Raw genomic sequence first — 19573 nt, 5'->3', positions numbered from 1 at the left:
CATAAATCAACTTTCACAGCTGGCTAACTATTTACTAACCTATGAGTCTCTTGGATAGCAGCAGAGAACTGAGCTTCAGTTATCTTCTTTTCCCGCAATAAATGAACACCAAAGTCTTCTGCAGTATCCATACCGGTTGCACTTATTCCATCTCTTTTAAATACTTTAGCGACAGTCATAACGATTATTTTCCAATCTCGTATGAATGTAATGCCATGAACGTAATGTAAGTCAAGAGATAGCTTTTCTTCCCATGTAATAGTGTTCCTTCCATTGACTTGTGCCCATCCAGTGAGTCCAGGTAAAATACTATGCCTCTCCCTTTGTTCCGAAGTCATAAAGACCATGTCCCTTACTAGCTGAGGTCGAGGCCCAACGATTGACATATCACCTTTCAAGATGTTAAAAAGCTCCGGTAACTCATCAAGTGATGTGGAACGTAAGAACTTCCCAAACTTTGTAAGGCGAAGATGATCCGGCAATAATCTGCCTTTCTCATCCGTTTCATTTGTCATAGTTCGAAACTTATACATGGTAAAAAGATTCTCATTTAGACCTGGTCTTTTCTGTTTGAATAACACTGGACTACCTAACTTAGCCCTTGTCAACAAAGCAACAATTATTAGTACTGGACTTGAGATAATAATTGCCATCAAAGATAACATAATATCCATCGGTCGTTTGATAAATCTACTATAAAAACCAACATTATAAGTTTTCATTTAACTCACCATAACTTCTTAATTGTCGCTACAACTCTATGCAGATCCGTATCCGTCATCTTCGTATCTGACGGTAAGCAAACACCATTCTCAAACAACTTTTCCGATACATCCGTGCCAATATAATCGAACTTTTGGAAAAACGGTTGCATATGCATTGGCTTCCAAATCGGCCGTGACTCGATGTTTTCTTTTTCTAAAGCTTCCACTAGATCATTTGGCTTCACTTTACCATTCAAGGTCATTGAGCTTAACCAAAAATTCGGCTCATTCCAATCATTGCAAGGCATGAATTCTACACCTTGAAGTGAACCTAACTCTCTGTAATAAAAGTCAAAAATGTACTTCTTTTTCTTGACCCTCTGATCTAAAACCTTCAGCTGCCCCCTACCAATCCCAGCCAAAACATTACTCATGCGATAATTAAAACCTAATTCGCTATGTTGATAATGCCTTGCTTGGTCCCGGCTTTGTGTAGCCCAAAATCTAACCTTAGCAACTCTCTCCTCATTATCAGAGACAAGCATTCCACCGCCTGATGTGGTGATGATCTTATTCCCATTAAAAGAGAAGATCCCGTAATCTCCGAACGTCCCGGTGTGCTTACCTTTGTAATAAGTGCCTAATGATTCCGCGGCATCTTCTATTAAAACAACATTATGCTGCTTACAAAGCTCAACTATTCTATCCAAGTTTGCAGCCATACCATATAAATGAACTACGATAACTGCCTTCACATTAGGATACTTCCCAAATGCTTGTTCTAATGCTTTAGGACACATATTCCACGTTTCATAATCACTATCTATGAAGACAGGGATAGCATTTTGATAAATGATAGGGTTAGCTGTTGCCGAGAACGTCAGAGTCGAACAGAAAACAATGTCCCCTTCACCTACTCCAGCTGCTTTAAGCGCTAAGTGAATAGCACCGGTTCCCGAGGATAATGCCGCAGCTGCTTTTGCAGCAACCTTTGCGGCAATTTCTTTTTCAAACTCATTTACGTTTTCTCCAAGCGGTGCTATCCAGTTTGTTTCAAAAGCACGTTTTACATATTGCATCTCAAATCCTTCATCACTCATGTGTGGCGAGGAGAGATATATCTTATCCATCTTGATTTTGTCTCTTGCCAGATTAACCATGAAAATTATCGTCCCCCTCAATCAAGAAGTGGTTTAACGCTGAAAGTCCGCTAGGTGCTTTTATTTTTTGATAATTAAATTGTCTTCAACAACTTTGGAAAGGTATTGCAATAAACCTTTTCTTAAATCCTCACGCTGCAGCGCAAACTCAATAGTGGTTTTGATAAAGCCCATTTTTTCGCCAACGTCATAGCGAGTGCCTTCAAAATTATAGGCGTAGACTTCTTCGTACTCATTCAATTTAGCAATTGCATCTGTAAGCTGGATTTCTCCACCGGCACCAGGATTTTGATTTTCGAGAATATCAAAGATTTCAGAGCTTAAAATGTAGCGTCTCATGATTGCTAGGTTTGAAGGTGCGTCTTCCTTTTTTTGGTTTTTCAACCAAATTTCTCACGCTGTAAAAGCTGTTATCTATTGCCTTACCGTCTACAATTCCATACCTTGATACTTCATTATCCGGTACCCACTGTACACCGATTATGCTGGAGTTATACCGTTCATATTTGTCCATCATCTGCTTCAAGCAAGGCTTATCCGCCTTAACAATGTCATCACCTAGCAATACTGCGAACGGCTCATCTCCTATAAACTTACGAGCGCACCATATCGCATGTCCCAATCCTTTCGCTTCTTTCTGGCGAATGTAGTGGATGTCGACCATTTTGGAGGACTTTTGCACTTCATTTAGCAGCTCAAGTTTCCCTTTTTCTAACAGGTTTTGTTCGAGCTCAAACGAATTGTCGAAATGGTCCTCGATTGCTCTTTTTCCTTTGCCTGTAACGATAATAATGTCCTCGATCCCGGAGGCTACTGCTTCCTCAACGATGTATTGAATAGTCGGCTTATCAACAATCGGGAGCATCTCTTTTGGCATAGCTTCGTGGCCGGCAGGAATCTTGTTCCGAGGCCTGCTGCTGGAATAATTGCTTTGCGTACTTTCATAATTGATGTAAGCCTCCTATGATGTGTCATTTATAACTTGACCCCTGATTTCTCAGGGGACACTCGCTTTTATATAACTAGTCCCCGATATGCAGATGGAACCATATCCTCGAGAACACCTTTGACAGCACTGCGTTCTTTAGCCAATACTCGCTCTAACCGTGCAAACTGCAATTCCAACTCGAAATGATTTAATAGAGCCGGCTTCCCCGTGAAAATACGTTCGTGCTGCGTTGCTGCAACCTCTTCTTCACTCAGCAAAAGCTCCTCGAACAACTTCTCCCCATTGCGGATGCCGGTAAACTCGATCGGAATATCCACATGCGGTTCGAATCCGGACAGTCGGATCAAATCCTCGGCCAAATCTAGGATCCTTACCGGTGCTCCCATATCCAAAAGGAAGGTTTCCCCACCATTAGACAGTGCGCCCGCTTGGATAACCAGTTGCACCGCTTCAGGAATGGTCATGAAATATCTGACCATCTCCGGATGAGTCACAGTCACAGGGCCTCCCCTAGCGATCTGTTCCTTGAACAGAGGGATAACGCTGCCCCGGCTTCCCAATACATTTCCGAACCGTACCGATGCGAACTTAGTTTTGCTTTTTATATTCAGGCTCTGGATATACATTTCGGCAATGCGTTTCGTCGTTCCCATTACACTGGACGGGTTAACCGCCTTGTCGGAAGAGATGAGCACAAAACGCTCTGCTCCATATAAGTCCGCGGCATCGGCAACGGTTTTGGTGCCGAAGACGTTATTTTTGACCGCTTCGGATGGGTTGCGCTCCATCAAAGGCACGTGCTTATGTGCTGCTGCATGAAAAACAACATTCGGTCTATGTATTTCAAAGACTTCATCAATCCGGCTGCGGTCTTGAATGTCTGCAATGATCGGCTCGATGTTCAGCTCGGGGAAATTTCTGCGCAGCTCCATCTCGATCGTATAGATGCTGTTCTCGCCATGACCCAGAAGCAGCAGCTTCTCCGGGCAGAAGCCCGCGATCTGTCTGCAAAGCTCTGATCCGATAGAGCCTCCCGCTCCGGTGACAAGTACGGTCTTATCGGTGAGATTACTGGAGATTCCATCAGAGTCGATGACGACGGGATCCCTTCCCAGCAAATCTTCCACCATAACGTCGCGAATCGCGCTAAATGATAGTTTTCCGCTAATCAGGTCATTGATCGCCGGGATGATTTTCACCTTGGCACCTGTCGGTATACAAAGATTGATAATGTCCGAAATCTCGCTTAGGAGCAGAAGGCATGGCAATGATGATTTCTTTGACGTCGTATGCTTTGACAGCAGTGGGTATCGAGCACCGATTACCGATGATGGGAAACCCCATGACACGCAGCCCCAGCTTGCCGAGGTCGTCATCGATAAAACCGACTAGCTTACGATCCGACAGCGTCGGATTCATTAATTCTTTTGCAATCAAAGCCCCGCAATCGCCGGCACCCACGACAAGAACGTTCGAGCGGTTATCGTCGGTGGTACTCTTTTTCATCCGCAGCACCCGCCAAGCCAAACGTACCCCGCCCATTAGCAGAAGCATCGTTTGAATTTGTCTAAAAGCGACCGACATCGGTTCCTGATCCACGAATAAGAAAGTGACGACATAAGATAGAGCCCATCCAAACAATACGGCTTTACAGATAGCGGATAACTCTCCGATGCTCGCATACTGCCACAACCTGCTGTACATCTGGAAATAAATCATGCTCGCTGCACAGATGACACAGGAGATCACGCTATAGATAAGCATGTGAGCAAAAACATCTGATGGAATGTGCCCGTTATAGCGGAACAAATAAGCGGTCACGATGCTGAACCAGATGATGATCAGATCTGTGAGAAACAGCAGCCTCATTTTCTTCTTCACAGCCATTGGTTCGTTCATCCTCCACAACACTCGAAAATATTTACGTTTCCCCGTAATAGTAGTAATAGTCATCGTGGCTGCTGCGTTTGATGTTGTTGATGGCAACTCCCAATATTTTTGCATTCACATGCTCCAGCTTTTCTTTAGCCTTCTGTGCGGTTGCTATTTTCACTTTGCCCGAATCGGCGACCATCACGACTCCATCGCTGATCGACGCGATGATTTGTGCATCCGTCACGGCAAGCACAGGCGGACTGTCCAGGATGATGATGTCGAACTCTTGTTTCAACTCTTCCAACAGCTTACTCATCTTCTTCGATGACAACAGCTCGGAAGGGTTCGGCGCAATAGCGCCGGAGGGAAGCAAGTAGAGATTAGGCACGAACGTCTTAACGACGACTTCACTTACAGGACGCGAGTTTGTGAGCCAATTGGTTAATCCAAAACGGTTGGAGCATAAAAAAGTATGATGAATGGAAGGCTTGCGAAGATCGGCGTCGATGAGCAGCACTTTATGCTCGGCCTGTGCATAGGTTGCAGCTAGATTGATAGCTGTTGTGGACTTGCCTTCTCCCGGACTGGCGGATGTGACCATGATTGTCTGAATACGGGTATCGACAGAGGAAAACTGTATGTTCGTCCTCAAGCTGCGGTACGCCTCAGAAACGGGAGACTTGGGATTGTTATGTACGATGATGTGGCGTTTTTTGGTTCTAAGAATGGGCTTTGACATTCTTTTCTCCTCCCCGGATGACTGTCACATTCGTTGCGTATGATTTCGTTTCCTCGTCCTTAAGCCTTGGGATCATTGCAATTGTCGGAATCCCTAGGTGTTGTTGAACATCCTCCTCACTGCGAATGGTGTCATCCAAATATTCAAGGAGAAAGGTGATGCCGACAGCAATCATGAGTGAAACGATAAACGCAATTGCAGTATTAAGAGCAGGCCTCGGCTTGATTGGCGCAGCTGCTTTATTCGGGTCGGCCGGCGCCAGTAGCGATACGTTGTCGACTTTCATGATCTGCGGAATTTCTTGTACGAACACGAGTGAAATGGCATTCACAATTTCCGTTGCTTTCCGGTAAGACGGATCCTGTACGGATACAGTCATCACCTGAGTATTGTTCACGGAGCTGACGCTGACTTGAGATGTGAGCTGAGCGGAGGTAAGTCCAAGCTCAGGGTGTTCCTTGACCACTTTGTCCATGATGGCCGGTGTCTTGATGATCTCTTTATAAGTGTCGATTAGCCGGATGTTCATGTTTACCGTGTTGATGTCGAGCTGTGCGACAGCCACATTTTCGTTGGTCTTATTAACGATCAGCTTGGTAGATGCCTGATAGACGGGCGTGAGCCACAAATAGCTGGCCATTGCAGTGAACATAGAAACGACAACGACGAAAGCCGTGATCAGCCATATTCTTTTGCGGAGAATACGGATATAATCTTTCAGTTCGAATTCCATTGTTAACCTCCGTTGCTGCAATTTCTTGTCTGCGTCGAACATGACACATCGTCCCCCCTGCTGCCGGCAGGGGGGCTGTGCCTATGGATCTTACTTATAGTTGAATAACCGGTATAAGATAACGGCTGCTTCGGCGCGGCTGGCGTTGGATTTCGGGTTGAACTTGCCCGCGTTTCCTATAACCAAGCCTTTGCTGGTTGCAAAAGCAACTCCAAGTCTCAGTGAAGCGTGAATATCTTTTGCATCAGAGAATGTACTGATGATCGAGTCAGTATTGGACACATCTTGCAGCTTCTTCGTAGCCTTCAGCGCACGTGCAATCATTGTTGCCATCTCCGCGCGGTGATGGTTGCGTTCGGTGCGAATAGGTTCTTTGATTTGCCTTGAATGATGCCGTGTTTCACAGCAGCACCGGCATACGGAGCGAACCAATCATCGGTTTTAACATCGGTGAAATTGCTTGTTGCAAATGCATCCTCAAGGTTCAACGCACGGATGAGCATCTTCGCGAACTCCGCGCGGGGTTACTGCATCGTTCGGTGAGAACTTTCCTTCAACTTTGCCTTCGGCGATGCCTTTGGCTGCAATGACTTGGATTTGACGGCCGGCCCATCCCTTGACGCTGTCGATATCGGAGAAGCTGACTTTGTTCTCCACGACTACGTAAGAGGACAAGGTGTCACGAGGTTCTACGATTTTGGTGCCTGAGAGCACCCCGCCATGGAACTGCAATTTGCCGTCAATGATCTTGGCTACGGAGATCAGTTCTTTATCAGTAGTGTCGCCGACTATATTTAGAGGGAACTCGAGCGTAAGCGGCTTTTCGAATTCAGTGACTTGGGCGGTCCCAATGTTAAGCGTGAAATCGAATACCTGTGAGAGTAATTTGAGATTCGATTGAAGATTCGCTTCTTTGCCGCTTTTCATCGATATGTTGAAACTTAGCGCTTCGGAAGTTGAGCCTTGGAAAGGAATGGTTACAGCCGCATAACCAAATGCCAGTTTAACGCCATCCAGTCCAGCTGCAATTGCCTTTTCTACGACGTTCTTCGGTAGGTTAAATGCGACTTTCGTTTCCGGCACGAATTCGATGTCTACCAGCAGGTTCAATACCGGCATTTGATCTGAGGCTTTAGCAGCATCCAGCAGCTCTTTCAATTGCTTTTTGATCTTTGCGATATTCTCAATGTTAGTGAGTAGTTTCGTGCCTTCGACAGTAATCGTTGTCTGGCCATTCACGACGGTCTTCATGGTTGCTGCATCATAGTTATTAAGATTGTTCACGGCTCTACTTACTTCATTGATCGCTTGATCGATCAGCTTCTGCAATTCAGCACCGCTTGCCGTATCGATCTTGGCTTTGATCTCGTCTAGCAGTTTGGCTAGGTTTGTAAGATCAAGGGCTGTTACAGGAGGGGTGATGCCTCCGCCTCCGCCGCTACTTACTGGAGGGTTGAGCCGTTTATATGCGTTAAATAAGGCCTTTGCGCCATCTAATATCGGTGTTTTTTTTATTGCCCTGAGCGTCCACTGTTTCATAATTCAAGAATTTATAAATTGCTAGTGCCAATTCAGCTTTTTGAGTTCTATCAGGGTATAACTCATTGAATACTCGAACCAATTTGAGACTCGTGTCAGCCAGCACGACTCTCGCTGCGTTTTCAAGCTGGATTACATTGTTCAAATCTGTAACGTTGTTGCGGACCGCGGCTTGAACAGCAAATACGAATTCTACAAAATCATCTACTTTTAAATCGCCTACCTTAGCCTGGACAGCTTCATTAGCGATTTCTTGTAAAAGCGCGTTATATGTGCGATCTGTTCGAATGGCTTCTAATGTTGAACCGTCTGAGGAGTATACCAATCCGCCGACTTCGGACAGGAGCTGGAAGAACAGGTCTTGGTCTGAAATCACTTCACCATTTGGTCTTGTTTCTAACGTGGTTTCAAGTTTTAAATTATCTAACGCATCTCCCCAGATGTTCTCCCACTGATGAGTATCATCCAATCTCTTAATCGTATCTCGTGCAAGTCTTACTTTCTCTGGCTCATCATTCATTAGCTCACCATGCAGATCCTGCACTTCCTTCCAGAAATCTTGATCCTGGAAAGGTGTCGTCGCAGCGCTGACCGAGCTTATAGTACCAAACAATAATCCGATAGAAAGTGCTATAGAAGTTAATTTCCTCTTAAAACCCACTACTATCCCACCTCTTAAATTAGAAATTTTTGTTAGTTTATCAACTCTATGTACATAAAAAGGTATTTTCTGTATGTTGCTAATGATAGTAATTTGTTGGTAAAACTGTCAACGAGAGATACTGTCGAGTGCTAAGAACTACTGTCGAAACAAAAAGAACGCCCCATAAAAGGGCGTTACTTCTGGAAAAATCTTGTGATCTTTCGCAATATTTTAGATTTGTTTGGCTGTTTTGGCGGGCTGCTGAAGCTCTTATTATCTATCAGACGAGAAGCATTCATTTCAAAATATTCAGCCCACTCAGTACCTATCTCTGTCGAAATTCTCTCATACGCCTCTTTTAACCGAAAACCCCTGCGGCTCACATGATGAGCGTCCGAGGACACCAGATGGATCAGCCCTTTTTTGCACAATGACCATGCCGTCTTCTGAACCCGAGCCCCGAATCCACCGAGCAAACTATGCGTTGTAACCTGCGTCCATGCTCCTGCTTCGATCAACTCGGCCAAAATATTCGGGTTATTAATGATTTCAATATTTCGTTCCGGATGTGCGATGATCGGCTGAATCCCCACCACGGCTAGTTCATGAATGAGTGAGGTTATTGACTTCGGAATCGAATGGCCCGGCAGCTCGATCAGCATATAATCGGTGGATGCCAACGTGAGCAGTTCTCGTCTGGACCACGCATCCAACAGATCATTGTGAACGCGAATCTCCTGGCCCGGCAGCACCTTGATCGGAATACCTTCCGCCAGCAGCCGCTCATTGAGCAGCTCCACTTGTGTGATCACTTTGTCCGCTGGATTCATATAAGCACCGTTGGCATGATGGGGTGTTGCAATAATTGTCGTAATCCCCTCATCCCAGGCGGCTCTAGCCATTTGCACAGCGTCTTGTGTCGAATCCGCGCCGTCATCGAGCCCAGGCAATATATGTGTATGGATATCAATCATCTATTGTTGAATCCTCCGACGATCAGATGGCGCACTTAGCATAATAAACTTTTAACCGATGAGAATTCTCATTGAATCCCATTAAGATTTGTCCAACCGTTAACTGACCCTCCTGTGTCAAACCAATAGTCGTTGATCCGTATCTCCATTCGTCACCTACATACTCATAATGCTCGACGGTATCCGGAGTTCCCAAAGCATCAATCACTTGCTTTTTCGTCGAACCCTCAGTTATCTTTTCAGCGTTTGTCTTTGGATTCCCTATGAACGCCTTTCCGCTATTAATAGATGACCAACCTTGAACTTTTCCCTTCGTGCTGAACGTAACAGTCGATAACCCATATCGCCACACATCTGAAACATATTCATAATGCTCCACCGCATCAGGAGTGCCCATTGCCTCTACTACTTCTTTCGCAGTTGAATTCAGAGTAAATGTACTGCTCTCAGATTTCATATTTCCCATGAACGCCTTTCCGCTATCAATAGATGTCCAACCTTCAACCTTGCCCTGTGTATTGAACGTAACACTGGATAACCCATATCGCCAGACATCTGAAACGTACTCATAATGCTCTACCGTATCAGGAGTGCCCATTGCATTGACTACTTCTTTCGCAGTAGAATTCAGAGTAAATGTACTGCTCTCAGATTTCATATTTCCCATAAACGCTCTGCCGTCATCAATAGATGACCAACCTTCGACTTTGCCTTTTGTATTAAAGTCGACGCTAGATGACCCATAACTCCAAACTTCCCCTACATATTGGTATTTTTCAACGGTGTCCGGGTCGCCCATTGCGGCTTTTACTTCTTTTTTTGATGAACCCAAAGTGAAGTGCGCTGATTCTGTGCTGTTTATGATATTTTTCATGTCCTGTGTAATGCCTGTTTCCGAAGGCTTTTGCTCCTTGGAAATCTCAGCAGGTTGAGCTTGAACCGAGTTTTCTATAGTAGACTGTGACACCGAGTCAATCGGAGAAGATGTATTTAGTATATTCGGGATTGAAGCGTAACTTATGTCGGTGCTGCCAGAAGCCAAAGACTCATCTGTTGTTGGATTCTGTAAAAATCTGACCACTAACAGTAATAGAATTACCGTACCCAGAACGGTTAAATATGCTTTCCAATGAAATATTACAAAAGGTGCTCTTTTAACTTGATCTGATTCTGAGTCTTGTTGATGCATTGTTTGTCGCTGACTAGACTGTGAGTTTTTTACTTCTTGATTGTTCAGGTTAATTAATTCATCATACTCGTAACGAGATTTTGGATTGGACAAAATATCGTAAGCCAGTTTAATCCTTATAAAGTCCCGATCAGATCCACCGACATCAGGATGTAATTCTTTCGCTTTCTTTTTAAATGCCTTTTTTATTTCATCGGTTGTTGCCACTTTTGAAATACCAAGCACCTGATAATAGTCAACGAATGCCATATTATCCTCCAACAGATAGCCTTTTTATCAAGCGTCGAAACTATCAGGATTAGGGACTTTCCCCACTATAATATGTTTTAGTGCGATAATAATCTGAATAGCTCCATAAAGGATTGGCCCATAAGCCACCAGATAAGTACCGCCGCTTTCAGATACCGAATCGTAAGTGAAATATGTAATTGCGCCACCAATAGCAAAAGCGATTAACCCTTTGATAAAAGGTCCCATAGCAGCTTTTCTTACGGCATTCTCTCTGTATGCAACACATGCTCGAGAAATCACTTCAGCAATTTGGGGTGGGCAGCCCTTCTCGATTAATTGAGGTGCAATCGCGTTCCAACGATTATTTTGGAAAGCAAGTTCCAATGCGACGCGGTACATTTCTTCGATGAACATATTGGAGGCGTGCGCATAATCCATTTCTGGTTCAGGATTAGGAGCTGTACTGCCCATCGCTTTGTTCTTGAGCATTCTGTCATAGCTTGCGCGCTTTTCCGGTTGAGACAACACTTGATAAGCGTAGCTAATGCGTTTAAATGTCGCTGTTGCTACCTCAACATTGTTCGTGTTCTTATCAGGATGCCATTGCATCGCCAACTTTCGATAGGCTTGTTTAATTTGTTCTGCACTTGCTTGAGTTCCAATCTGGAGTGTTTCATAAAGTGTACTTTCAGAAAGGGATTGAAGACAGTACGCACACTTTGCCAAACCCCTCTTTTCAGAAATAACGCGATTCTCATTTCCGCAGCCTAAACATGTGACAAACTCAAAACCGCTCAAATTCACACATCCTTTTTTACTTTGTTATTTTGCAAAAAAAGATGATATTTGTCCATATATTAACATGTGCAGTTTTACATCGTATATAGTGCATTTTAGTTATGGATTCACGATATTCGACACGATTGCTTCTAAGGAGTAGGTAAATTGAACAAATGAAGTGACACAAATCGACATATAGTTCATGAGAATTCTGATCAAAAGAAAACCGCCCTATTAGCAGGCGGCAAATTGTGAACTATCGTTCGCACGTTATTGAATGAAGACTGCCAAACTAGTCTGTAGTTGCCCCACCTTTAAGCTCATTATTTCTCCTGAATTGCCCACGACAGCGACCGAACCAAGTTGAGCAACGATGACAAGATATTAGCGTCCGTCACACTACCATTCGGTCCGACGATTTTACCAACGAACGGAACGGCAAGCGATGCTCCATCCGGGATAGTTGCAGACATATGACTTTGATTTTCCATTAGGTGCACCACCGTTTCCGTCCATATCTACAGTGTAAACCAACAGCAACCGCTCCACTAACGTACCCGTTTAGTTCAGCCTGATGTCGGACTCACCTTACATTTGCTTCACGATCTGCCATGTGACGCCGAACTTGTCTACTGCTTCGCCGTAATAGGATCCCCAAGCCTGCTGTTCGAAAGGGAATTTAACTTGACCGCCTTCTAAAAGATTAGTGAAGGCTTCGCGTGCTGCGTCTTCGGTGTCGTACGCGAGAGCCATGGCGATGCTGCGTTCCCCGCTCACAGGTACAAATGAATCGGACAAGAATATCTCATTCCCCCCGGCCACAGACAGAACCAAGTGCATGATTTTGTCCTTGTTCGCTTCCGTCGTACCCTGAACCTGTCCGAATGTCATAACAGACAAGATCTCTCCCCCGAGCGAATCCTTGTAAAATTCAGCTTGTGTTCTAGCATCCTCCGAGGAAATGTAAGGCGTCAATTTTGCTACCATCATCCAACACCCTTTCAATTTGATTTTCGTCATGTATCCATATTATGTCATATCTTAATAGTATCATAACTCCGACGGAAAACGCTACCTCTGCAGCCGTTTTTCCACTAACGTAATCCGTTAGTCTAGAGACGTGCGAGTTCGAAATTGTGCCATGATAGATAAAAACATAGAACTGCCATTGCAAAGAAGATAACGGAAATTTGAAGATTCCTGCGCATTTTAAAGCCATATGTACAAAAAAAGATAGCAGCTGCTAATTTGGCAATGCTTTGATAATACTCATTATCCGAAAATAATGAACTGCTACATATGATCGAAATAAGTAAGGTTGTAGAAATCAGAAGTTTAAACCACAGAGGTTCCCTTAAGAATTGTCTATACATAAATTTAATCCTCTGCATCACGGCATTAGTCCTTCCTAAATTTCCTTTTATTTCTATATTATCTAATCGTATAAGGGTAGTTCAACAAGTTTTCGACGCGATTAGCAGAGCTGTTCAGGGTCCTGAAAATAGAGAGAGTCTGAATTCCATGATTGCGAATAAAAGCGGTCCTGCCCATTTGTGGGCTTAAAGAGTATGTCGCATCTAATTTTTGGGCACAGTTTTTGAATAACAATTTAAATTTTAAGGACTTGATCTGCTTTCACATAAGGAGGAGCGATATTTTGCTTAAATCCAACAAAATTAGAATATCGGCTCTCTTTATTTTCATTGTAATCGCCATTACCTTACTGATTTATGTGCCCACGGCCATAGGGCTTGCCGATAATTCCGACTTTAACAGGACGATGAGAGCATTTGGGCTGACCTCTATCAGTGGTTTAAAGTATTTTAGTGCTGAATATGGGTATAAGATATCCAACCCCACCACAATTGTGCAGTATTTTATAAATATGTTTCTGCCCGTTACAGACAATCCTGCAGGATATTACTCCACGCAATTTATCTTTATTAAAATAGCCCTATTTTTTAATGCCTTAGCCAACAAACTTGTACAACGCGATCCCAGCTTGTTTAACATGTTATTTCAAACGGTTCAATTTATTATCATTTACGCATTTGCCCTGGTTTTGTTTCTGAAGGAAAAGTGGAAAAACAATACGTATTCCAATATTGCCGTTAAAATTGTTTTTGCTTTTATTTTTTTTAGATTGTGGCTATTTGGTTTACTTCAACTCTTTTTTTTGGAGAATCAACTACACTTATTTTTTCTAATTTTATCCTTTGTCCTGCTTTTATATCTTGAAAAGGATAAACACAGCTATTTTGTCTATTTAGGTTTGATCCTGTCACTGTTTATATTTTCCGGCTCAAAACCGGCCAACTTTCCCTCAACTTTGTTGTTGTCCGTCCCCCTCGCTTATTATGCGATCAAAAATGAAGGGATGAGGAAAAAAATCATTATCTGCGTTTCAGTAGTGGTTATGCTTTTTGCATCCTACAATTATGTGAAGCAAGCGCCCGAATGGATGAAAAATGTTACCACGTTTCAAGCTGTTTTTTTTGGCGTTTTATACAACAATCCGATGCCGGAACAGGCCACCAAAGATCTGGGTTTACCGCCTGAACTGTCCAAGGTGGAATCCATAAACGCCTACGTTGAACACCCTTTAAATCCCTATAACAATTTTGATTCAGACTTTCAGTCTTTGTTTTTTGACCGAATAAGCAAAATCGAAGTTTTAAAATATTATTTGACCCATCCTGCCTTTTTTGCTGAAAAGCTGGATGTAAGTGCCGAGGCGGCTTTACCTCTTAGGCCCACCTATTTAACCAATATTAATTTGTCAAACGAGCGAGCGGACTTATTGTTTGATTTTAGAATGAATGTTTGGGAGAGCATCAGAAAGCGTTTTTCTGGCTTTGCCTCTGTATTTTTATCCATTGTCTTGGCCCTGACTTTAGTAAATTTGATTGCCTTATTTAGGAAAAAGGCTAGCTTATACAGCATCTTGCTGAGGTTGGCGCTTTTGGGTGCAGCAGCGGGACAATTCATAATCCCTATTGTGAGCAACGGAAACGCGGATTTGCAAAAGCACATGTTTTTATTTAATGTGCATTTGGATATCCTGATTTTCCTTTTAGTGTTGGACAATCTTGATTTTAGAAGCCGAACTTTTAGACGAATTGGCATTGCTCCGTGCCTTTTTTAGTCGTCATTTCCTTATATCCGAGCAATCCGGAAACCATAACACTAGGCCGCATAGATGGTAAACCCATTAAATGGTATGTTTTGGAGAAAAGCAACGTTTGGGTAAAGGTTATCGCTAAAGAGGCGTTATATCGTAGTGCGTATGATCAACGATCTAACGATTATGCAAAAGCCAGCATTCAAAAAAATTTGAATGCCAAAATAGATATATGGTTTACGCATGACGAGAAGAATCGCATTCAAAAAGCAGATTATCCTGCGTTTAGTAACGAAAAAAACTGGCAACAAGCTGATGGCGGGGATCGGCCCCATTACTGGTTTTCGCCTATTAAATATGTTTCTCAGGACAGTAATCGGGCATTTCGGAAGATATACTCAGCTTATTTAACCTTGCCGTCTATAGATGATGTGGATCTGCTATTTGATATATCTAAGACCGCTTCTGTTTTGCCAATTGATTATTGGCTTTCCACCCCTTATTACAGCAGCACCGACAAAGCGCGCATAGTTTCTTCTGATTATCAGGTATATCATCGAAAGGTGGATACTGTACTGGGTATACGGCCGGTCATGTGGGTTAGGGCAAAATAACCAACGCGGCGTATACACTAAACAAAAGTAAGAACGTTATATCCATAATACAAAAAAACCGCGGCGCTAATAAATATCGACGCTATAAGCATCCAAGCATAATCCGTTTCTGTGAATAGTCTAAATATTAGAATTCAGAAGCGGGGTGGGACTACATGCGTCGATTTTCCTTTACAGGTTCGTTTAACTTACCAAACTCAAGTACCCAAACATTACTTGTACTTCCCAGAACACTGAGTGGAACTTTTGCAATTTCTAACAATAGCCGAAATTCCTTTGTTGTGCTCCTCAATGGGATTGAGTCCATTACAGTAAGACCATTTGGCATAGCCCGAATTGGCATTACTCAATCAGGACGTATCTCTATACGAACTCGTGCAATGAGTACAGGTTCTTTTATCTTTCAACAAAACTGATTCAGACCAGATAGTAGGAAAAAAAGAATTGGAGGAGAATAATTCACATATCTTATTTCCCATGTTAGCTGAATGATTGGTCCATTGATCAGGCCGCCGCTGCGTACTAATCCGTGACTTTATCGTACCCGTTCGTATTATGAGTTTTGTTAGAAGGATTTGAAACCGGCGATTCGCTTTCCGAGCGTTGGGAGCAAATGGCGAAACAAAAACGCTCTGATTTAGAAGAGCGAAAGAAACAGATCAAGGGTTCTTGTTAGGGAATTATTCTTGCAAACAACCCGGTCTCGTCTCGAGACCGGGTTGTCGCTTGCCAAGAACTATTCCTTCTTCGCTCTCGGCGAGCTTTCGAAGCCAATCGACTTGTGCGTGCCGTCGCAGTATGGCTTGTTACCGGAACCCCCGCACCGGCACAGCGAGAACGATTCTTTGTGCTCGAACGGGTTGCCTTCTGCATCCACCAACTGGACCGGCCCCGTCACCCGAAGCGATCACGGAAAAAGTCGAGCCGCCATCGTGCACTTATGGCAGAACGAGCTATCCGCATCACCTTTTGATATCTACTCCCAGAAGCTTTTCGATCTTATAGGATTTGGTATCGCTATCACGGCGGATCCATACCCTGTATAAGGTCAGGAAAGGAGACTCCCCTTGGGAATTTTTCAGAACCTCATTCATTTCTCCCGTGTAAACAAAGAAATCTGCCTTGCTTTTAACCTCTTCATTTTGAAATGACGGTCTTTTATATTCGTAGCTATTGAGTTCAGGAAGGTTTTGGTAGCTTGCTTGTGCTGCGGAACTTAGTGCTTCTGGGAAAAACAGTTCTTTGTAGTAATCATCCCAATCATCCCTTGCTTTCACCATTGCATCCTTGCTCCACAAACGTTCATTTAATTTTGTTAACAGATCCCTCGAAATTGCAACGATATCGGCTTCAGAGAGTTTTCCTATTTCCTTTGAATTGACAGAATCAACAGCCGGGACATGTCTGTTTTGTACATTTGTATCCGTATTGCCGCTGGTGCGTTGAGTAAGTTCGAAGATCAGTTTGTTAGCACCGTGCTTCGTTTCGGGCATTTTATACGAGATTCCAAGCTTCACTGCCAGATCCTTAATCCGTTCGCGCTGGGTCGAAGTAACCGGTTGCTCATTCATTATTTTTAAAAAATTCTCATGTGATACTTTACATGCCGTTTCGGGGGACAAAAGATCAATTAATTCATACAACGCCGTCATTGCATCTTCATATTTCAACTCAATGCCCGAGTCGGTACTAAGAAATACCCTATTGGGATATTTCTCGATAACATCCACGTAGTCTTTTAATTCATAAGGGTCACGGGAATTGTACGCTGTATAGCCCGCAAACATATCAAAAAATAAATTGGGATGATTCTTCATGAGTTCGTCGATTTGCTCCGGACTGTTTGTCACATTCGGGTGACCAAAAATGAATTTTGTCTTTGGAAATGTGTCCAATGCCTCCTCGAGCTTTTCCACCTTCAAATCATTATGCACAAGGACCGGCACCTTATACTTTCCTGCCATTTCATAAATTTCGGGCAACTTTCCGTCCATTGCATCATCGGCTTTCCATTCTGCTGTCTGAATGATCGGCGAAGTAGAGGAAGTCGCCAATTCTCCGATTCCCATAAAGCCTTTTTCTAAATTCTCACGCGTTTTATCTATACCTTCTTGTTCAAAAATGTTGATTCCTGAAAAATAAGGAAAGATCCTATCAGGATGCTCCGAATAAGCTTTCCAAGCCAACTCATCAGTTAGAACCGAAGTTTCCCTCGATACATGTCCTAATAGTGTAACTTGCTCAATATGAAACTTATCCCAAAGAGGGAGCGACACTTCGTATGAATTCGCATCATGGTTGTGAGTATCAATCACGTGTAAACTCGCATATTTCTCCGGTAAATTGCTCGACGCATTCAGTGAACGCCATTCTTTGATTTGGGCCACACAGTCCGCTGTGTTGTGAGTAGGTGAAGATGTCTCAACTGAGCTGCACCCGCACAATGCCACTATAGCGGACAAGATTAGGAACCGCATTTTTTTGATCATCAGTATACTCCCTTATTGATGTCATGGCAGGATGTGTCAATGTGATCTTGTTGGCAAGGTTCATCGGTGATCCTCCTTTGTATCTGCTCACGCTAGTTTTTGTTTGTAAAATTAACGCTGACCGTTATTTCCGCCATCTCAAATCCTCCTCAACATAAAAGCGATATTGTTCATCATAGACCAATTATTTTATATATCGGCAGCAAGCTTTACTGATGACTACTGCTCCGTAAAAAAAGACTGCCGCAGCAGCCCTACCGTTTATTGCGCTATCGGTACCCGTTAGTTTAGTCCGCGATTGCTTGCAATGAGGATAGCTTTAGAATATACTCTTCTACCTCCTCTGAACGTGAGTTGGAAAATCCTTTGTCCTCACTTATAATCTTAAATCCACATTTTTGCAAAACTCGGATAGAAGCAGTATTGTCCTTCGCTGCGCGAGCATAAAGGGGACGAACATTAATGTAATCTAGAAATTGAAAGAGTGCTTTAGTCGCCACACCTTGTCCCCAATATTGTCGTCCGATCCAGTAGCTTACTTCCTGTTCGCCGAACTGTTCAAAGCTTGAAACATGTCCTGCCACTTTGCCATGATATATTATCGTCTTCTTAATAATCGTTTCTTTGTTTATTATCTTCTCCCAATGCGCCTTAAAAGCATCCTTATCTCCTGGTTCCTTAGCAGTAAATGCTGCCATAAAATTGGCGGTTGCGTCTAGTTGTTGTTCAAAAAAAATCGGCAGGTCATCTGCTTGGATATCCCGCAAAAACACGTCATTATCCACGTTGCACCCCAAAAATTAGTTTTTTTTAGTTGAACTATTGTTTCCGTTAGAATTCCTGTGGAACGAATAATTTGGAATTTGAAAATAAAAGAGCGCCTCTGTACGATGGGAGTACGCAACGGGTCTACAGCCCTTAAAATCCCACATCAGGAGGTCGCTCTACTATGAAGTTTAAGTCACAAGTTAAGCAAAATCAACTCATTGAAAACATTACCGTTAATCACCTAGTTGTCGGTGTAGATATCGCACAGGAGATCCACGTTGCTAGGGCTGTGAACTTCCGCGGCATTGCTCTGGGTAATCCTTTGGAATTTAGTAATGATGAAGTAGGCTTCCGCTCGTTCGATCGCTGGATACGCGATTTACTAGATTTGTATAAGCTAAACAAGATAATCGTCGGCATGGAGCCGACAGGCCACTATTGGCTCAGCCTTGCTCATTGGCTTAAAGATAAAAAGATTGAAGCAGTCCTTGTTAACCCTCACCTGGTCAAGAAGAACAAAGAAAACCGCGACAATACACGATCTAAGAGTGACAAAAAGGATGCGCTTGTAATTGCTGACATGGTGAAAAACGGCTACTACTCCCCTGTCCGTTTCCATTCCGCTGAATACGAAGAGCTGCGAGTCCTGATGTCAAACCGAGAAACGGTTGTTAAGCGGCTTGTAAGTGCAGTGAATCAAATCCACCGTTGGGTCGACATTGTGTTACGCAAAAGGGCTCCGACCCGTTCCGTTAGAAAGACCGACCTCCACCCCTTAGATAGATGTGACGAAGGAATGAAAGGGCGTTTGACCCGTTGAGACATGGGAGTGAAAATCGCTAAGGGCATCGTGGAGAATACGTGCAGCATATGGTACGAATTGGGTGAGGCAACCTCAACCACTGTTCCCGCATGCCTTCTAACGAATAAGCTTACCAAATGAACTCTCTTTCTTTCGCTATCCGATTCTATGGAAGATGAAATCCTGCGAATACACGAGCTTAAGTGAGAAAATCGAATCAAACCGAGGGAGTTTAATCGATTTAAAGTACTCGGTGCATTCGA

21 protein-coding genes and 2 pseudogenes are annotated in these 19573 nt (G+C 43.4%); 3 read left to right on the top strand and 20 right to left on the bottom strand.

Features of this window, described 5'->3' with window-relative positions:
- Positions 1-23 precede the first annotated feature (23 nt).
- From SD71_RS13765 to SD71_RS13700, 16 genes and pseudogenes are all read right to left on the bottom strand, one after another.
- Positions 24-722 (bottom strand): sugar transferase, encoded by a 699-nt coding sequence (locus SD71_RS13765; RefSeq protein WP_041064177.1) that lies wholly within the window; start codon positions 720-722, stop codon positions 24-26.
- 5 nt (positions 723-727) lie between these two features.
- Positions 728-1864, bottom strand: coding sequence for a DegT/DnrJ/EryC1/StrS family aminotransferase (locus tag SD71_RS13760; protein WP_326998755.1), 1137 nt, complete (start codon positions 1862-1864; stop codon positions 728-730).
- Between the two features lie 60 nt (positions 1865-1924).
- Positions 1925-2809: pseudogene (gene galU / locus SD71_RS13755) on the bottom strand (UTP--glucose-1-phosphate uridylyltransferase GalU).
- A gap of 69 nt (positions 2810-2878) precedes the next feature.
- Complete coding sequence (locus SD71_RS25930; protein WP_326998754.1) at positions 2879-4012, bottom strand: UDP-N-acetylglucosamine 4,6-dehydratase family protein; 1134 nt, start codon at positions 4010-4012, stop codon at positions 2879-2881.
- A complete protein-coding gene (locus SD71_RS25925; RefSeq protein WP_326998753.1) occupies positions 3987-4700 on the bottom strand; it encodes a nucleoside-diphosphate sugar epimerase/dehydratase in 714 nt (237 codons plus the stop codon). The genes SD71_RS25930 and SD71_RS25925 overlap by 26 nt, the downstream gene beginning before the upstream one ends.
- A gap of 34 nt (positions 4701-4734) precedes the next feature.
- Positions 4735-5427 (bottom strand): CpsD/CapB family tyrosine-protein kinase, encoded by a 693-nt coding sequence (locus SD71_RS13745; RefSeq protein WP_041064174.1) that lies wholly within the window; start codon positions 5425-5427, stop codon positions 4735-4737.
- Positions 5408-6160, bottom strand: a complete 753-nt coding sequence (locus tag SD71_RS13740) for a YveK family protein (protein WP_041064389.1) — start codon at positions 6158-6160, stop codon at positions 5408-5410. Before SD71_RS13740 ends, SD71_RS13745 begins: the two co-directional genes overlap by 20 nt.
- Positions 6161-6250: 90 nt before the next feature.
- Positions 6251-6484: an S-layer homology domain-containing protein gene (locus SD71_RS13735; protein ID WP_041064171.1), complete on the bottom strand. Its 234-nt coding sequence runs from the start codon at positions 6482-6484 to the stop codon at positions 6251-6253.
- Entirely contained in the window at positions 6481-6663 is a 183-nt protein-coding gene (locus tag SD71_RS13730) for an S-layer homology domain-containing protein (RefSeq protein WP_041064168.1), read from the bottom strand. The genes SD71_RS13735 and SD71_RS13730 overlap by 4 nt, the downstream gene beginning before the upstream one ends.
- Positions 6638-7489 (bottom strand): S-layer homology domain-containing protein, encoded by an 852-nt coding sequence (locus SD71_RS13725; RefSeq protein ID WP_041064165.1) that lies wholly within the window; start codon positions 7487-7489, stop codon positions 6638-6640. The genes SD71_RS13730 and SD71_RS13725 overlap by 26 nt, the downstream gene beginning before the upstream one ends.
- Positions 7490-7631: 142 nt before the next feature.
- Entirely contained in the window at positions 7632-8360 is a 729-nt protein-coding gene (locus SD71_RS13720; protein ID WP_041064162.1) for a hypothetical protein, read from the bottom strand.
- A 176-nt stretch (positions 8361-8536) separates the two neighbouring features.
- Positions 8537-9316: a tyrosine-protein phosphatase gene (locus SD71_RS13715; protein WP_041064158.1), complete on the bottom strand. Its 780-nt coding sequence runs from the start codon at positions 9314-9316 to the stop codon at positions 8537-8539.
- A gap of 22 nt (positions 9317-9338) precedes the next feature.
- Complete coding sequence (locus SD71_RS22330) at positions 9339-10754, bottom strand: DnaJ domain-containing protein (RefSeq protein ID WP_052476252.1); 1416 nt, start codon at positions 10752-10754, stop codon at positions 9339-9341.
- Positions 10755-10781: 27 nt separating this feature from the next.
- Entirely contained in the window at positions 10782-11534 is a 753-nt protein-coding gene (locus SD71_RS25920; protein ID WP_052476251.1) for a J domain-containing protein, read from the bottom strand.
- 305 nt (positions 11535-11839) lie between these two features.
- Positions 11840-11989 carry a hypothetical protein gene (locus SD71_RS23135; protein ID WP_200889604.1) on the bottom strand — a complete coding sequence of 50 codons (150 nt, stop codon included), beginning with the start codon at positions 11987-11989 and terminating at the stop codon, positions 11840-11842.
- Between the two features lie 115 nt (positions 11990-12104).
- On the bottom strand, positions 12105-12506 hold the full coding sequence (locus SD71_RS13700; protein WP_326998752.1) for a VOC family protein: 402 nt from the start codon (positions 12504-12506) through the stop codon (positions 12105-12107).
- 667 nt (positions 12507-13173) lie between these two features.
- Here SD71_RS13700 and wsfD point away from each other — a divergent pair.
- Both wsfD and SD71_RS13690 read left to right on the top strand, forming a co-directional pair.
- Positions 13174-14661 carry a glycan biosynthesis hexose transferase WsfD gene (wsfD, locus tag SD71_RS13695; RefSeq protein WP_041064156.1) on the top strand — a complete coding sequence of 496 codons (1488 nt, stop codon included), beginning with the start codon at positions 13174-13176 and terminating at the stop codon, positions 14659-14661.
- Between the two features lie 80 nt (positions 14662-14741).
- Positions 14742-15251, top strand: a complete 510-nt coding sequence (locus SD71_RS13690; RefSeq protein ID WP_152619464.1) for a DUF6273 domain-containing protein — start codon at positions 14742-14744, stop codon at positions 15249-15251.
- A gap of 736 nt (positions 15252-15987) precedes the next feature.
- Here SD71_RS13690 and SD71_RS23125 read toward each other — a convergent pair.
- The 4 genes from SD71_RS23125 to SD71_RS13680 form a co-directional block, all read right to left on the bottom strand.
- Positions 15988-16149, bottom strand: a complete 162-nt coding sequence (locus SD71_RS23125; RefSeq protein ID WP_082034243.1) for a CDGSH iron-sulfur domain-containing protein — start codon at positions 16147-16149, stop codon at positions 15988-15990.
- A gap of 64 nt (positions 16150-16213) precedes the next feature.
- Positions 16214-17638, bottom strand: a complete 1425-nt coding sequence (locus tag SD71_RS13685; protein ID WP_052476250.1) for an amidohydrolase family protein — start codon at positions 17636-17638, stop codon at positions 16214-16216.
- 34 nt (positions 17639-17672) lie between these two features.
- Positions 17673-17804 carry a hypothetical protein gene (locus SD71_RS25620; protein ID WP_268747746.1) on the bottom strand — a complete coding sequence of 44 codons (132 nt, stop codon included), beginning with the start codon at positions 17802-17804 and terminating at the stop codon, positions 17673-17675.
- A gap of 223 nt (positions 17805-18027) precedes the next feature.
- On the bottom strand, positions 18028-18525 hold the full coding sequence (locus SD71_RS13680) for a GNAT family N-acetyltransferase (protein WP_082034241.1): 498 nt from the start codon (positions 18523-18525) through the stop codon (positions 18028-18030).
- Positions 18526-18689: 164 nt separating this feature from the next.
- Here SD71_RS13680 and SD71_RS13675 point away from each other — a divergent pair.
- Positions 18690-19232 (top strand): annotated as a pseudogene (locus SD71_RS13675) (IS110 family transposase); the annotation flags it as partial.
- Between the last annotated feature and the right edge of the window lie 341 nt (positions 19233-19573).

The sequence above is a fragment of the Cohnella kolymensis genome (genome assembly GCF_000829465.1).
GTDB lineage: Bacteria > Bacillota > Bacilli > Paenibacillales > Paenibacillaceae > Cohnella > Cohnella kolymensis.
Note: the sequence above shows the minus strand (reverse complement) of the source record. Positions and strands in the feature narration are given on the sequence as shown.